The organism is Cytobacillus sp. GQ23 (genome assembly GCF_059758675.1).
Map to the genome: position 1 here is coordinate 41,134 of NZ_JCAXER010000017.1, position 14,713 is coordinate 55,846.

16 protein-coding genes and 1 pseudogene are annotated in these 14,713 nt (G+C 46.0%); 5 read left to right on the plus strand and 12 right to left on the minus strand.

Annotation, left to right across the window (positions count from 1 at the left end):
- Positions 1-123: 123 nt before the first annotated feature.
- The 9 genes from AC6CHU_RS15235 to AC6CHU_RS15275 all read right to left on the minus strand — a co-directional run bounded on the left by AC6CHU_RS15235 (position 124) and on the right by AC6CHU_RS15275 (position 7,284).
- Positions 124-621: a GNAT family N-acetyltransferase gene (locus AC6CHU_RS15235; protein WP_498122216.1), complete on the minus strand. Its 498-nt coding sequence runs from the start codon at positions 619-621 to the stop codon at positions 124-126.
- 17 nt (positions 622-638) lie between these two features.
- Positions 639-1,922, minus strand: a complete 1,284-nt coding sequence (locus AC6CHU_RS15240) for a M20 family metallo-hydrolase (RefSeq protein WP_498122218.1) — start codon at positions 1,920-1,922, stop codon at positions 639-641.
- A 96-nt stretch (positions 1,923-2,018) separates the two neighbouring features.
- On the minus strand, positions 2,019-2,471 hold the full coding sequence (locus AC6CHU_RS15245) for a hypothetical protein (protein WP_159862143.1): 453 nt from the start codon (positions 2,469-2,471) through the stop codon (positions 2,019-2,021).
- Entirely contained in the window at positions 2,464-3,285 is an 822-nt protein-coding gene (locus tag AC6CHU_RS15250) for a DUF3100 domain-containing protein (RefSeq protein ID WP_159862144.1), read from the minus strand. Before AC6CHU_RS15250 ends, AC6CHU_RS15245 begins: the two co-directional genes overlap by 8 nt.
- 512 nt (positions 3,286-3,797) lie before the next feature.
- Positions 3,798-5,000 carry a benzoate/H(+) symporter BenE family transporter gene (locus tag AC6CHU_RS15255; RefSeq protein ID WP_251284561.1) on the minus strand — a complete coding sequence of 401 codons (1,203 nt, stop codon included), beginning with the start codon at positions 4,998-5,000 and terminating at the stop codon, positions 3,798-3,800.
- Positions 5,001-5,198: 198 nt separating this feature from the next.
- A complete protein-coding gene (locus AC6CHU_RS15260; protein ID WP_159862146.1) occupies positions 5,199-5,984 on the minus strand; it encodes an STAS domain-containing protein in 786 nt (261 codons plus the stop codon).
- Entirely contained in the window at positions 5,971-6,615 is a 645-nt protein-coding gene (locus AC6CHU_RS15265; protein ID WP_498122220.1) for a cobalamin B12-binding domain-containing protein, read from the minus strand. Before AC6CHU_RS15265 ends, AC6CHU_RS15260 begins: the two co-directional genes overlap by 14 nt.
- 1 nt (position 6,616) lies before the next feature.
- Positions 6,617-6,982 (minus strand): hypothetical protein, encoded by a 366-nt coding sequence (locus AC6CHU_RS15270; protein ID WP_159862148.1) that lies wholly within the window; start codon positions 6,980-6,982, stop codon positions 6,617-6,619.
- On the minus strand, positions 6,979-7,284 hold the full coding sequence (locus tag AC6CHU_RS15275) for an antibiotic biosynthesis monooxygenase family protein (RefSeq protein ID WP_159862149.1): 306 nt from the start codon (positions 7,282-7,284) through the stop codon (positions 6,979-6,981). Before AC6CHU_RS15275 ends, AC6CHU_RS15270 begins: the two co-directional genes overlap by 4 nt.
- A 229-nt stretch (positions 7,285-7,513) precedes the next feature.
- On the opposite strand from AC6CHU_RS15275, the gene AC6CHU_RS15280 reads away from it, so the two are divergent.
- On the plus strand, positions 7,514-7,915 hold the full coding sequence (locus AC6CHU_RS15280; protein WP_498122222.1) for a hypothetical protein: 402 nt from the start codon (positions 7,514-7,516) through the stop codon (positions 7,913-7,915).
- 58 nt (positions 7,916-7,973) lie between these two features.
- On the opposite strand, the gene AC6CHU_RS15285 is transcribed toward AC6CHU_RS15280, so the two are convergent.
- Both AC6CHU_RS15285 and AC6CHU_RS15290 read right to left on the minus strand, forming a co-directional pair.
- Positions 7,974-8,735: a MerR family transcriptional regulator gene (locus AC6CHU_RS15285; protein ID WP_159862151.1), complete on the minus strand. Its 762-nt coding sequence runs from the start codon at positions 8,733-8,735 to the stop codon at positions 7,974-7,976.
- Between the two features lie 266 nt (positions 8,736-9,001).
- Positions 9,002-9,373, minus strand: a complete 372-nt coding sequence (locus AC6CHU_RS15290) for a hypothetical protein (protein ID WP_159862152.1) — start codon at positions 9,371-9,373, stop codon at positions 9,002-9,004.
- A gap of 137 nt (positions 9,374-9,510) precedes the next feature.
- Here AC6CHU_RS15290 and AC6CHU_RS15295 point away from each other — a divergent pair, with 137 nt between their 5' ends.
- Entirely contained in the window at positions 9,511-9,765 is a 255-nt protein-coding gene (locus AC6CHU_RS15295; RefSeq protein WP_159862153.1) for a DUF3949 domain-containing protein, read from the plus strand.
- A gap of 34 nt (positions 9,766-9,799) precedes the next feature.
- Here AC6CHU_RS15295 and AC6CHU_RS15300 read toward each other — a convergent pair whose 3' ends face one another.
- Positions 9,800-11,413 (minus strand): acyl-CoA dehydrogenase family protein, encoded by a 1,614-nt coding sequence (locus tag AC6CHU_RS15300; RefSeq protein ID WP_498122225.1) that lies wholly within the window; start codon positions 11,411-11,413, stop codon positions 9,800-9,802.
- A 92-nt stretch (positions 11,414-11,505) separates the two neighbouring features.
- Here AC6CHU_RS15300 and AC6CHU_RS15305 point away from each other — a divergent pair, with 92 nt between their 5' ends.
- From AC6CHU_RS15305 to AC6CHU_RS15315, 3 genes and pseudogenes are all read left to right on the plus strand, one after another.
- On the plus strand, positions 11,506-11,895 hold the full coding sequence (locus AC6CHU_RS15305; protein ID WP_159862155.1) for a MerR family DNA-binding protein: 390 nt from the start codon (positions 11,506-11,508) through the stop codon (positions 11,893-11,895).
- A 29-nt stretch (positions 11,896-11,924) separates the two neighbouring features.
- Complete coding sequence (locus AC6CHU_RS15310) at positions 11,925-13,409, plus strand: class I adenylate-forming enzyme family protein (protein WP_498122227.1); 1,485 nt, start codon at positions 11,925-11,927, stop codon at positions 13,407-13,409.
- 406 nt (positions 13,410-13,815) lie between these two features.
- Positions 13,816-14,693, plus strand: a pseudogene (locus tag AC6CHU_RS15315) (aminoglycoside 6-adenylyltransferase).
- Positions 14,694-14,713: the final 20 nt, after the last annotated feature.

Here is a 14,713-nt window from a genome sequence, read left to right on the forward strand (position 1 = left end):
TTGACCCAGGTTCAAGACTCTAGCAATGTGATTTCCGCTTGTTCTGTCCGAAGTGCCGCCTGTGTACAAATTTTTAAGAAGAAAAAGGCCATTCCCCTTGTTTAATAGGAAATGACCTTTCTGCTATATCAGCTTAGCCATATAGTATTCATCAACAAAATTACCGTTTATCATGAGCGAATGTTTTTTGGTGCCTTCAATTTGGAAACCCGCTTTTTTGTAGAGGGCGATACCGGCATGATTATGGATAACGGCTGTAAGCTCCAGCCTGTGGATATCTTGCTCACGCGCCCAGCGGTCAAGCTCTTCAAACAGCATAGTGCCGCTGCCCTGGCCTCTGTGTTCCTTAAGAATGCCTGCAACGAGATAGACTGAGTGCCTGTTTCTCTTTGCTGCACCGCCGATAGCCATTACGAAGCCGATCAATCTATTGTTCTGTTCTGCTACAATTATGGCTGAGTGATCTTCTTTTTGGATAGCTTCAATTCTTTTAAATTGCGCTTCAGCTGATGTCTGCCTTTCACCGGGCTCAAATAGCATGTAGTCTGAATCGTTTTCTACTTGTGTAATCAGATCTGCCAGGGACTGGGCGTCTGATAGGGTTATGTGGCGGATACTCATGCGGATGACTCCTTTTGCTATTTTTTCATAAGCCCTTCAACAAAATCTTTCAAAACATGGACACCATATACACAGTCATTTAATGACGTCCATTCCCGGGGATTATGGCTGATGCCATCCCTGCTGCGGACAAACAGCATAGCCGCTGGGATTTCAGTTCCGACAATCATCGTGTCATGGCCGGCACCGCTTGGGATATAAACAGGTTTAATCTCGAATTTCTCCAGGGATTCTGCTATGCCAGATTGCAGATTTTCATTAATTGGCAGAGGTTTGATTTTGGCATTCAGCTTCATTTTCACGTCAATACTTCGTTCGTCCGCTATTTTTCGGGCTTCATTCTTAATTTGATCAAGCAGCTGATCACGGGTTTCTTCAAAAATATCCCGTATATCCACTGTTAATATTACTTCCTGAGCGATGACATTAAAGCCATTCGGGTATACGTTCAGCTTTCCAACAGTCGCAACGGACGTATCGGAGATTTGCTTTGGAAATTTCTCGATAGACGCTACAAACAATGAGGCAGCCACTAAGGGGTCTCTGCGTCCAGCCATTGGCGTATTTCCCGCATGGCCCGCTTCCCCCGTAAACGTTACCTCCAGAGAGGCTGGACCAGCAATGCCTTTTACCACACCAACTGGCTGATTCTCTCTTTCCAGCACCTTTCCCTGCTCAATATGGACCTCCACGAAGGTTTCGATGTCACGCCTGTTTCTTCCTGCCTTTAAGCACTCTTCAGCACTGCTGCCATATTCACTTAACACTTCACGAAACGTTTTGCCATTTTCATCACGCAGGTGATCCATTTCTTCCGGCTTCAGCAGACCCATAAATGCCCGGCTGCCTGTTAAGCTGCTCATAAATCTCGAACCCTCTTCATCTGAAAAAATCACAACCTCATACGGCTTCTCCGGTATGTATCCTGTTTCCTTCCATGACTCCGCAACTTCCAATGCTGAGAGAACCCCTAATGGCCCATCGAAGTGCCCTCCATTTGGAACACTGTCAACATGGGAACCGGAAGCGATTGAGGGGCCATCTGTTTTTCCTTCCAATCTGCCGAATACATTTCCTGCACCGTCTGCTGTCACAGTAAGACCGGCGCTTTTCATCCAATTGGTAACCAGCTCCTTCGCTTCCTTCTCTTCAGCAGAATAGCCTGGGCGTGTCACTCCACCGCTACCCATGAGGCCTATCCTTGAAAGCTCATCAAGTCTTTTAGCCAATCTTTCGCCGTTTACACCTGAGCGGGTCAGTTCCTGGTCATAATCTTTTATTAGCTGTTCATAAAGGTTCATAGGCTTCACTCTTTCTTATTTTTTTTGGATACTATTAACACTGTGGATATTCGAGCCAAAAAGACCTGGCAGTATCCTCCTGCCAGGCTGCAATCATTAAATAATTCCCTGCATCCGCAGAATAATCTCGGCTATTACGGCAGATCCAATGAAGGTTCCGAAGAACACGAAGACTGCGACAATAATGCTTCTCCAACCCAGCTTGGAAAAATCAGCCCAGTTCTTTCCGATTGAGATGCCTGCATAAGCCAAAATAGGGGTAGCAAGAGCCAGGATATTGACCTGGGTTGTCCATTCGACAACGTACTGTGATCCAGGTACTCCAGGAATAGAAACGATGATTCCGATAATCCCAATATATCCGACACTCGGAATATTACCTGGCAGCACTTTTTCAAGAATAAGACCAAGTACACTGATGACAATTAACACAAGCATGCCCGGAATGGCTGCAGACGGCAGGATATCGTAGCCTACCCAGTTACCGATCAGCGCTGAAAGACCGAATATACATAATATCAGGAACCACTCTGTTATATTTTTAAGCATGGATATCTTCCCCTTTGTCCGCATCCTTCTGCTCTTTGCGTTTTATCATTATGCTGTACAGCTTTTCAGTAAGAGGGAGTCCAATGAAAATACTTGCATACAGCCCTGTTGAAAGTGAAAGAAGATTACTGGCGCCTGCGAAGGCAACAATCTGCGCCTCCATTTCAGGGAAGGCAGCAACGAGTGATCCGCTGGCAGCCGCCATCATGCTTCCGCTTCCCACCCCTGATGCCATCGCGAAAGACAATGGATGGAGCGGGGTAATGGTGGCCAGGAATCCGGAAATCAGTCCCAGGAAGGCAGCACCAAACACAGTACCGAAAATATAAATAGCCATTACTCCCCTGCCTTCTGGCGAATCGAATCCGTATTTATTCATAATCAGCCCCACGTTCGGCTCACGGGCAATTGAGTGGGTCATGCCAATGGATTCTCTTTTAAAGCCAAGAAAAATAGCCACTGGCAGCGCAAATAAGATTGTTCCCAGGTTACCAAGTTCCTGCAGCAGCAATGAAGGCCCAGCCGCAATAATGGCCTCGATTTGCGGCCCAATTGTTACGCCAATTTTCGCAATTAACAGAGTAACCCCCAGCACGATGAGGGGCTCTGCATTTTTAGCCTGTTTTTCCTTAATAAGAGGAGTGAAGTAAAGACCCAGCCCCACGAAAAAAGCATAAAGCATAGGCAGCAGCAGAATAACTCCAGCGCCTACTTTAAAGCTGATCTGTCCGATCGCTTCAGTGGCTGCCACCAAAACAAGCACAATGGCATGCAAGCGCCAATCTTTTAAAATTTCTGTTTTTTCATTTTTCACGGTTTCCCCCCTAGATATAAAGATTACTAGATAGATCCGCACCCAGTGGAAGAATCAAGCATGCCCTTCCCCTGCTCCAGCCTTCCTAGTATGTCGCACACCAGCTGAAAATATCTTTTTGTAAGTGGATATCCTTGGTCTGTGCTCGAGGCTAAACATCACATTCTATATGTATTCTGCAGGATCTTTTCACCGAATGGACAGGACCTCCATTGCAGCTTGATACAGCTCCAGGTCTGTTTTTGGATCTATCTATGGTGCTCGCTCATATCCGAACAAAACTATGAGGCTTTAAAGCAGGAAAGCCCCTGCTTTCACCCATCATACCACCCATGACAATATTTGGTCCAGGCAATGAAGAAATTACTAGATTCGTTTGTTTTGCTGCCTTGTATGGCTAAGACGGGGAATAGTTCCCTGCATTTCCCCCATATAAACACTGAGCATTTTTCTATCAAGCTCCCAAGCTCATTCCTTCGTTTCCACACTTTTTACTGGTGCCTGTCACCACATTAATGCTTCTCCACCGTCCGGGCCAATACCGCTCCGGCAACAAGTCCCCAAACAGGAGCGCTGATATGAAGAATGCTCACGCCTGATAAAGTGACAATAAAAGCTGAGAGGGCGCTTAATCGGTATCGGTTTCCGGAAAAGCCCGTTTGCAGGCTTGAATGCAGGACGCCAATGAGGGCGAACCCTGCCAGCAATGAAATGAAAGCCTGGGGGAGCGATTGGATAAAGGGAACGATTTTCCAGGCGAAAATGCCGAAGACAATCGTAATCGCTCCTGACACAACTGCTCCCATATACCTTTTTTCCCTGGGACCGGAATCCGGTCCGGCACAGATAGCACTCATCATGCCGGCGATATTGGCACACTGTCCGCCAAAGAAGCTCGTGATCACGGAGAATATGCCGCTTGATGAAACAATTTTCCGAATAGGGGGTTTGAAATCTCCGCTTTCCAATGCACCGATTCCTGGTGCCGCATCATTGCTCAGAATCAGCATTGCCAGCGGCAGAGCAATCGTTACAAGCCCCATCCAGCTGAATTCCGGTGTCTGGATTGACGGCAAAAAATATGATATGTCTTTTGCTGCATTCAAATCTGCTGTAAAAAATAAGACCGCAAAGGCAACTGCAACAGCCGCTAGCACAGGCGGGAACTTTTTCACATATCTCGTAAAAAGCAGAAAACTGACCAAAGCCGCTCCTCCAACAAAAGGCATTTCCTGGATTGCTGGTACGAGCTTCACTACATAGCTGGCGACCAGCCCGCCAAGCATGCTGGCGATGACTTCTTTCGGCACCCAGCCAATGATTTTTGTAAACAGGCCAGAAATGCCAACCAGAAAAATCAGCAGGCCGGACATGACATATCCGCCAATCAGTTCTGGATACGAATATTGTGCAGTCACAGTCGCCAAAAAGGCCGCACCGGTAATCGAATGCCCTCCTGTAATGGGCATCCGGTATAAAAGCGGCAGCAGGATGCTGTAGACACCCCCAAAAAAATAAACCGCAAACATCCAGTTAATCGTCTGCTGATCGGTGAACCCCCCTGCTGACGCCGCCTGCAGGATGATCAGGGCAGGCCCGGTCATAACCAGTGTGCTTGCAATGATTCCCGATGATATGTTTTCAGCAGTCAAATCTCTTATGAAGGAACCCTTTTGTTCCGTTTGACTGTTAGGCCTCTCCTTCGGCAAACCCATTTTTTCTGCCCCCGACTTTCAAATAGTTTACTTACTATCATGATTTTAAACGGAATAATTGTCAAACTATTTCGCCTTTGGAAACAAAAAAAGAAATACCCTCGCAAGGATATTTCTCTGTTTCGACAAATTTCGGGTGGTGCCTGTCACTTTATGAAATTTCGGCGTTCTTCCATTTGCGGCAAAAGTAAAGACCTCCTAAGAGGCCCCCCGTTCATTCCTTTTAAAATAGACATTTAAAACCTGCTTCAGGGACTGATCGATCTGCACCCATTCATCAAGCTTATAGTTATTAAGCACTTCAGCCAGGTTTGGCTTTATTCCGATCAATTTGATGATGCTGCCTGTCATAAAGTTCAAGGTTTTAATCAGCTGGGTGAATTTCTCTATGCCTTTATCTTCAATTTCCCCAACAGCGGTCAGATCAAAAAGAATTTCGTCATATTCACCGGCAAAGACAGCCTTCAGGCAGCTTTCCGAAATAACGTTTATTTTATCTGCGGTTATATCGCCAAATAAAGGGATCAGGCAAAGTGTATCAGACAGCGGAATAAATGGTCCAGACAACTGATTTAAGCGGAGCAGCACTTGCTCCAGCTCTTCTTTTTTCTCCAGCAGCTCAAAATCTGTTGACGCCAGGCGCTCCTGCAGCTGCATCAGCTTATCCATCAAGCCTTCATTTGAGCTGTCCTTTGGCAAAAACAGCATATTGGCATAATCCTCGCTGTCCCATTGGATATGAACCTCAAATAAGCAGAGCTGCATTTCCCTGGTTTTCATATTCAATTCCAGCTTCACAGGATCCACACCAGGCTCCCAGCTGTATTGAATCATCTTCTCAATGCTTTCCTCATCAATGATTCCCTTTAAATGCCCGCCGCTCAAGTCAAATGTTTCCCTTGCTATACTAGAGTAGCTGACGATTTTTCCATTCTTGTCCGCTTTTAAAAACGCAAGAGGAAGCGCATGGTTAAAATATTGCATTTTGCTGTCCTCCCACTTTATGGTTTTGCAGCCATTCTTTTGTTTGCAGCAAATCTTTTAGGATAACTGTTTGATCGGAGCAGTAAGGAAGGAGGTCATACTTTCCGGTTAACCGTCCTCCAAGCAGAACTGTCGGCTTATGCGGAAGTTTGGCAAAGGCGTCGGCATATTCCTTTAATTTCGGCAGGTGATAAACAATGCTGACAGACATGCCGATGACGCTTGGCTTCCAGTCTATTGCCGTTGTCAGCGCATATTCCAAGGGCAGACTCGGGCCAAAATATTTAGTCTCCCATCCGTTCTCTTCAAAAAGGCTGTTAACCATTTTCAGCCCAATGTAATGCTGCTCCCCATCCAGGCAAAGAAACATGGCCCTTTTGCCTGTTTGGCTTTTTTCACGCTGGTAAGCGAGCTTTGACAACACAAAGTCACAGGTAGCTGTAGCAAGATGCTCATCAGCCACTGTGATCTGATTCGTCTCCCACAAGTACCCGATGTGCTGCATAGCAGGTGTAATCAGATTTTGATAGACTTCGATCCGTGATAGATGGGAATTCTTTTGAAGGTTATCCCAGACCTTCGCAGAGTTTCCTTCCAGCAATAGAGCAGCGAGTAGTTCAGCCTGTTGCATCTTACGCGCCTCCCTTCACATGTTCACCTTTCAAAACAGTAATAGCTTCAGCAAGGTAAAGATGAAACTTCTCTCTCTTTTCATCGGAATCCATACTATCAGCCAAAACAGCCTGAATGATTTCAAAATTGTCGATCAGGTGCTGTGAATTCATCCCATGCTTTGTTAAAATGCCCTCAAGCCAGACAGCATAATCAATGAAAAAAGCAGGCTGATCCAGCTCGTAAGCAGTCTCGAGATGTTTCATATGATGATGGTTGTCTTCTCGGCACTTCTCTTTCCCTTTTTCACCGAACCGCTCCAGCAGGGAAGGCTCAAGTTCATAAATCTTTTCGGTTATGCTGTTTACGATCTTTTCATAATTCACTTAGCCACCACCTTATATTGAGAAACCTTCGGTACCACCGCAGCGAGCTCCTGATCAGGATACTTTTTCTCCAGATCATGGATTCTCTTAAAATCTTCGCTCCGGACCCAGTTTAAATAGTTTTCTTTTGTATCAAAAATGAGCTGCACAGTCAGTTCGCCGGGGCGCTTATCATTCTGCAGCAGCAGAAAGTCGACAAACCCCTCAGCCTGGTCAACCGACCGTGTTCTATTTTTATATATGCGAATGACTTCTTCCGACTTTTCGTCGGGAACGTCGAATGTTGAAAAAACAGTGTACATGAACTCTCCTCCAATTTTGGGAGTTTTATGGCTCCTTTAGTATAACATACTGCATGGGATTGTCATTTTGACGGGTTAGTAGGTTGGAGAGGGCAATGTTACTTCAGCCTCCTCAAAAAGAGGGCATTTGCGGATATTTCATGTAATATGGACAAGGGCTCTTTCCTTCTGGTTTCTCCTTCATATATTGGTAGGAGGAAAGGAGTGAAACCCATGTGCCATTATTGTGTTGAAGAATATTATTACAAGAAAAAGGTCTGCTGCAAAAAGAAAGAAGAGCCTGAACATCACGGCTGCAAGAAATGCACAAGCGATTTTAAATTCCACTGTCCCTGCAAAAGATGCTCTTTTGAGCATAAAAGCTGCTCCTGCAGAAAATGCACACCTGAAATTCATCATTGCTGCTGTAAAAAATGCGCATTTGAACGGCATGACAGCTGCTGTAAAAAGTGTTTCCATAGCTTTCACTATTAATCCAGAAAAACAGCGGCCAGCTTTGCTGACCGCTTTCATTATTTTTCAGCCTCATATTTTAAGGACTGCATCAGATATAAATTCAAGCAGGATTCCAGGCCAGCTGCTGCAGCCACACAGCTTTAGTGCTGAAATACTGGAAAAACAGCATCACTGACACCGGAATGGCCACAAAATCCGCAAAAAGCAGCCGGCAGCCCCACCCGCTTTCCTCCTCACTGCTGTCCTGTATAAATGAGAATGGCATCTCTCAGAAATTCGGCTGCACCTGGACCAATTTTATCATAATAAGCTTTAAACCTTTCATCTGCTACATACATTTCCGCCAGGCCGGCGTGGGCTTCCCTGCTGTATTCATTCCAGTAGAAAGTGATCCATTGCTTATGCAGGCCGGCTGCTTTTTGGGCCAGCTCACCATCCGGATTGCCCGTTTTCATGGCCTGAGCTAAAGTGCTGCTCACCTCTTCGGCCAGTTTGGTTACAGCCTCATGCTCCTCCTGGGTCATATTCATGAGTTTGGCATTGGACTTATCTACTGTCTCATCACCATATTTCTCCCGTATTTCCTTGCCGTATTGCTTCTCGTTATCTTCAATCATTTTCTTTTTGAACCCTTCAAACTTCTCTTTATCAGACATTTTCGTTCTCCCTTCCACTGACGCGATCGTTTTATCTACATTCGTAATAAGCAGATCAAGCTGCTTTCTTTTCTCAAGGAGTTTCTCGCGGTGCTCCTTTAGTGCATCAGCCGCATTGAAAGCAGGTGCTGTGATAATTTCCTTTATCTGATCAAGACTAATGCCCAGTTCCCTGTAAAATAAAATCTGCTGCAGTCTGTCAACTTCCTTTTGACCATAAATCCGGTATCCCGACGAATTGGTTCTTGCCGGCTTAAGAATCCCTATTTCGTCATAATACCGGAGGGTCCTCGAGCTGACCCCGGCCAGCTTCGCGAGCTTCTGCACTGTGTATTCCATGCGATGGTCCCCCTTACAAGAAAAGCGGGAGCGCCTCCAGATGAACTTCAATCCCCCACATCCTGTGACGAAAATTGAAGTCAAAACATCCTGCAAGCCCAACAGGCATAAGTGACTCACACAGGAAATCCTGATTCGGATTGAGTTGGCTTATGATCCCAAGGGGCTAGACGCCGCAGCTAGACATTGAAAAATATAGAAAGCACTTTCTGTTAATAACGATACACCTTTACGCAGCGTGAAGGTCAAATACATTTTTAAAAAAATTAATCCAGCTTTTTAATCAGGAGAGCGGCAGTAGTCCTCGAGATTCTGCATCCCTCTAGGTCCGTATCCTTAATCAATCCAAGGTCCATGGCGGATTTTATTTTCCCTTCATCCGGACGCTTTTCAATCAGATCGATAAGATTCAGCTCCTCCAGTTTGCTGACAGTTGGAACCGGGTCGAACTTCTCTGTTCTTCTGATCTGCCTCTGCAATTTGTAGCTATCGATCTTGACTTCCCCTTTTTCATTCTGTCCTACGGCTGTATCAAAATACTGGTGGAACAGGTCCTTCAATTTATCCAGCTCTGCTTCCAGGTCCTTTTTCCTGCGGTTCAGCTCATCATAACGGGCCAGCATCTCTTTTGTAATCATGGTTGGATCGCCTCTTTTCTTGGATGATACTTCATCTTATTTAGTAAGCGGCGAATTTATGCACAACTAAGGAACATACGTTCCCGATACATCCTCTTAGAGATGATGTAAAATGGAATTAACTAGGAGGATACAATATGTTTTTTAAGCTTTTTTGGGGAATTCTTGGTTTGTATATTTTGTTTTCGCTTCTGATTCTGCCTATGCAATACCGCTTGTTGACGGCTCTAAAAAAGAATGAAGACGAAAACAAAGCAAAGGGGAAAACACAGGGAGAAATGTATGACAGCATGAGAGTGGATGAACTAGTTCTGCATGAGAATATTCAGGGAAATCCCATCTTTTTTCTGGCTAATTGGCTGGCATCGGTTATCTATCGGATTAAACATTGAATAAAGCCTGGCGAGCTTTCGCCAGGCATCTTTTTTAATTGATTTCCTCCAGCGCAATCGTCTGATATGCTTTAAAGAAGGAATCGCAAAATACATCCCACTCTTCAGCCGCTTCCATGGAAGCTTCACTGACTTCACCGCACACCGGCCGGTGCAGCAGGTCGGTCAGCTGTTCAGCAAACCGATTAATCGTTTCCTGAGAAGCCCCCTCCAGCACGCCTGCCACAAAATCGGACGGCGGATACCAGTCTGCCACTCTTTGAATATCACGGTAAATCTGCGTCAGCAGCAGATTGCGCGGACCCTCCCACTGCTCATTGACAACCACATCCCGGAATATGCGCGGCAGTGATGAAAATTCCTCCATGACGCCATGGCCGGCAAACACGGAGATGCTCTCGCGCAGGACCTCTGCTCCTTCATTCGTCACGCAGATTTTCTGCAGCAGCACAAGCTCTCTCAAGTTAAACAGCTGCTTTCTCCGTTCCAGCGGCTGGTCAACCGGAATACCGGCATTCAGCGGCTGATCAAGGTGCAGGAACTGATCATAAATTTTAAAAGCACCAGCAGCTGTGCGGTGTGCAGCATTCTCTATTTTCTTCAGCGTTCTGGCAGATAGCGGGTAATCCTTTACCTTCTTGCCGAAAACCGTCCTGAAATCGCCATAGAGACTGGCTTCTCGGGCTGCGCGAAGCATGAAGCCTGCACAGGCAATGCCAATTTCAAGACGGGATAATGTCAGGACAATACCGACTGCAACGGCCACTCCTTTTCCTGCAGGGCCAACCGGATAAGCTAGTGCCCCATTATACTGGAACTCCCCTGTCGGCAGCTCGGCCGTTCCCATTTTCCACTTGATGCGGTTGATTTCATAGCTGTTGCGTTTTTCTTTTTTCTTATCACCCGGAAGCCAGGAAGGAACGATGAATGTAGAAATTTTATCTGTTCCGGAAATTTTCGCGGTAACTACAGAATAGTCCGCATGGGCAACCGAACAGAAAAATTTATTGCCGTACAGGCGATAGTTTTTTCCATCTGGAACTGCCTCAAGCACATTGGCAGGCAAATCGGAACCGCCCTGGATCTCCGTCATGAACTGTGCCCCGATCGCAAAGTCTCCTTCTAGTCCCTCTTTTGTATGCTGCAAAATTTGCTCAAGCTCCGGAATATCTTCATTTGGATATTGTTCAAGGAGTGCAATTAATCCAATCGTGCATGTAAGCGGACAGGCAACACCTGCTTCTCCCAGCTGATGGATCAGCATCCGCTTGGCAAAGCTTTCCCAGGATAGCATTTTGCTTGAAAAAAGGCCTGCTCCGAACACTTCCTTTTCAAGCTGATGCGTTTCCATTGGACGGACGACACGGTCAATCCGGTGATAGAAGGCATCAAAATGAAGCATATATGGACGGACTTCCGGTCTTGCCGCACGTTCTGCAAGCGAGTTCCATTTGGACGAAACAGCAGGAGAAAAATGCTGCAGCTCATTATGTATCTCTTCAAATTGTGTACCGGTATATTTTTTTAAGGCTTTTTGCAGAAAAGGGTCATCCTTATACCAATCCAGATTGCTGCGCTTCTCTAAAAAATTATCAAATGAATAGGTGTTCTCTCCTCTTGTCTGTACGTCCCGGGAAGTTACATTCATGGAAAATTCACTCCTTTTTTGATTGACAAAATGTAATTTTCAGAATTATTATAAAACTAAGCTAACGTTAACGTCAACTAGGAGGATACATAATGGCCCAAGAAAAAGTTTTTACCATCAGCGAACTGGCGTCAATGTTTGACATTAGCTCCAGGACAATTCGCTATTACGAGGAAATTGGCATGCTGACTTCCGAAAACCGGGACAGCCTGACCAAGCAGCGCAGCTATACAAACCGGGAGCGCAGGCGCCTGAAGATGATTCTGCGGGGAAAAAAGCTCGGCTTCAGCCTGCAGGAAATCAAGGAGATGATTGATCTCTATGAATCAAATCCGGAAGGCGAAGCGGAAAAAAGCCGAATTATTGCATTCGCTGACAGCAAGCTAAAGGAAATTGAGGAGCAGATTATGCAGCTGCAAATGCTGCGCGAAGACATTTTAACCTACAAAGAAAAGTATGAAAACAGCCGGGTGAAAACGTAAAATCAATATTTTATAGGGGGCTGACTGAAGTGGGAACAACGATTCACGGAGTACTGGAGAGAAACGCAAGGAAGTATCCTGGAAAAGACGCCTTTATTACGGTGTCGAGCCGCCTTACATACGCTGACATGAACCGTACATGCAACAGACTGGCACGGTATCTTCAGGACCAGGGAGTCCGGCGCGGCGATCGGGTTGCGTTAATGTCGCGCAATAATGAGTATTTCTTTTTTGCCTTTTTTGCCTGCATGAAAATCGGTGCTATTCCGATGCCGGTAAACATCCGTTTGACATCGAAAGAACTGGGGGCTATTTTTCAAAATGCAAATGCTGCAGGGATTATTTATGAGAATGAGCTTGCTGAAACGGTAACGGCTTTAAAAGACAATTTGAATTTCTATTTTTCCATTCAGGATGCTGTTGAGGCTTCTGTTCTGTTTTCTGACGGCAATCTTGATGTGCCGATTGATTCACGTGATGTCTGCGAGATTCTTTTTACATCCGGAACAACCGGAACGCCAAAAGGAGTCGTGTTTAACCATGAACGCATTCTTGCGATTGCTGCCGCGGTTTCGGTTAATTTCAGCTTGTCGCATAGCGATTCCATTCTTACACTGATGCCGCTTTCCCACTCTGCTCCTTTGAATACATTTTTCATGAGCGGGTTTTACTGTGGCGCATCCCATGTGCTTGGGGACTTTACACCAAAAGGCTTCCTGAACTGGATTCAAGAGGAAAAGACCACCTTCTCCTTTGCGGCACCGGTCGCCTATTTGCTTGCTTCCAAGGATCCGGATTTGGCTGCTTATGATTTATCCAGCATGCGTGTTTTTGCCTATGGCGGCGGGCCGCTGGCACTGGCCTCCTATCATCATGTAAAAAAGGCATTCCAGAACGAAAACTTTTTTCAGGTTTACGGGCTGACGGAAGCAGGACCGAATGGCATTTTATTATATCCGGAAGAGCATCTGGACAAAGCCGGAAGCATTGGCAAAAATCCGACAGTTAATATGGAAATCCGGGTCGTCAGGCCGGATGGCACTGATACGGCACCAAATGAATACGGTGAGATTCTTCTGACAGGTGACAGCCTCATGCTCGGATATGACAATAATCCGGATGAAACAAGCGCCGTGCTGAAAGACGGATGGCTCTATACCGGGGATATTGCCTACAGGGATGAAGATGGCTACTTTTACATCGTAGACCGTAAAAAGGATGTTATCATTTCGGGCGGAGTCAACATTTATCCTCGGGAAATCGAAGAAGTTCTCGCAACGCATGATGCGGTTATGGAATCCTGTGTTGTCGGTGTGCCTCATGAAGAATGGGGCGAAACGGTGAAAGCAGTCGTGGTGCTGAAAGGTCAGGTGTCTGAAGAAGAATTGCGTTCATTTGCGGCTGAACACCTGGCTGAATTCAAGTGTCCGCGTATTTATTCCTTTGTGGATGAACTTCCGCGGAATGCGAGCGGGAAGATTTTAAAGCAGCAGGTAAAATGGGTGCATGCATAAAATAGTTTGGGGATCAGGTGCCTGGATGGTGCCTGATTTTTTTGTATGGGTGGTGGTGCTGATTCATGCTGGCTTTATGGGGACCGCTTTTATTGTTCGGGTGCCTTTTTCGGCTTCATGAAGGCTTCTTGGCGACCGCTTTTCTGGCGCCGGGTCCTTTTTCGGCTTCATGATGGTTCCATGACGACCGTTTTTCTGGCGCCGGGTCCTTTTTCGGCTTCATGATGGTTCCATGACGACCGTTTTTCTGGATCGGCTCCCTTTTTCGGCTTTATTTTCCCTTCTTAGCGGCAACGACAACTAAATAAAGTTTCCTCAAACAACAATCATTACCAGAGTCACCAGCAGGAATCCCCCACATAAAAAAAGTATCATAACAGTATGACCAAAACAATCAGGAGGGCAAATGAAATCTAGAACTGAAACTGAGATGATGAATCTAATTTTAGGAACTGCCAAGGAAGATGAACGGGTTCTGGCGGTTGTTCTGAATGTTCGCGCGCGAATTCCAATGTAAAAAAAGATATTTTTCAGGACTATGATATTGTGTACATCGTCAGGGAAATCGAATCCTTTACCTGTAATCATAGCTGGGTGGATGTGTTTGGCGAGCGTGTAATGATGCAGATGCCGGAGGAGAAGGTGCTGCCTCCGGCCGATGGGCTCGGCCGCTTTCCTTATTTGATGCAGTTTATGGACGGAAATCGGATTGACCTGACTTTAATCCCGGCTGAAAGGATGGATGAACTTCTGGAGCCTGACAGTCTGAGTATACTGCTTCTTGATAAGGATGGCCTGATTGGGGCCATGCCGCCAGCAAGTGACCGGGATTATCATATCAGGAAGCCTGATGCCAGAGAGTTTGCAGATCTGTGCAATGAGTTTTGGTGGATTACGATGAATATCAGCAAAGGTCTTTGGCGCCAGGAGCTGACGTACGCGATGTTTATGCATGAGCAGATCAACCGCAATGTACTGATTACCATGCTGGAATGGAAGTCCGGCATTGCAGCCGATTTTAAAATAAGTGCAGGCAAAGCTGGCAAGTATTTGTCCGATCTCCTTCCTGCCGGGGATTGGGAGCAATTTCTGTCCACCTATTCAGACGCGAATATTGATAATATCTGGGATGCTCTATTTACCATGTGCTCCCTTTTCAGAAATACAGCTGTCGAGGTCGCGGAGAGACTTGGATTTGAATACCCATTTGAAGATGATAAGCGTGTGACTGCATTCTTAAGCCATGTCCGCAGCCTGCCTTCAAACGCCCGATCTATCTATTAAAAAAATCCCCTAATAACAGG

Coding starts and splice junctions, on each gene's coding strand:
- AC6CHU_RS15240 (WP_498122218.1), bottom strand. CDS start 1,922: ATGAACCTTTATGAACAGCTAATAAAAGATTATGACCAGGAACTGACC.
- AC6CHU_RS15300 (WP_498122225.1), bottom strand. CDS start 11,413: ATGAATGTAACTTCCCGGGACGTACAGACAAGAGGAGAGAACACCTAT.
- AC6CHU_RS15260 (WP_159862146.1), bottom strand. CDS start 5,984: ATGCAATATTTTAACCATGCGCTTCCTCTTGCGTTTTTAAAAGCGGAC.
- AC6CHU_RS15255 (WP_251284561.1), bottom strand. CDS start 5,000: ATGGGTTTGCCGAAGGAGAGGCCTAACAGTCAAACGGAACAAAAGGGT.
- AC6CHU_RS15245 (WP_159862143.1), bottom strand. CDS start 2,471: ATGCTTAAAAATATAACAGAGTGGTTCCTGATATTATGTATATTCGGT.
- AC6CHU_RS15235 (WP_498122216.1), bottom strand. CDS start 621: ATGAGTATCCGCCACATAACCCTATCAGACGCCCAGTCCCTGGCAGAT.
- AC6CHU_RS15290 (WP_159862152.1), bottom strand. CDS start 9,373: ATGATTACAAAAGAGATGCTGGCCCGTTATGATGAGCTGAACCGCAGG.
- AC6CHU_RS15265 (WP_498122220.1), bottom strand. CDS start 6,615: ATGCAACAGGCTGAACTACTCGCTGCTCTATTGCTGGAAGGAAACTCT.
- AC6CHU_RS15285 (WP_159862151.1), bottom strand. CDS start 8,735: ATGGAATACACAGTGCAGAAGCTCGCGAAGCTGGCCGGGGTCAGCTCG.
- AC6CHU_RS15305 (WP_159862155.1), top strand. CDS start 11,506: ATGGCCCAAGAAAAAGTTTTTACCATCAGCGAACTGGCGTCAATGTTT.
- AC6CHU_RS15275 (WP_159862149.1), bottom strand. CDS start 7,284: ATGTACACTGTTTTTTCAACATTCGACGTTCCCGACGAAAAGTCGGAA.
- AC6CHU_RS15295 (WP_159862153.1), top strand. CDS start 9,511: ATGTTTTTTAAGCTTTTTTGGGGAATTCTTGGTTTGTATATTTTGTTT.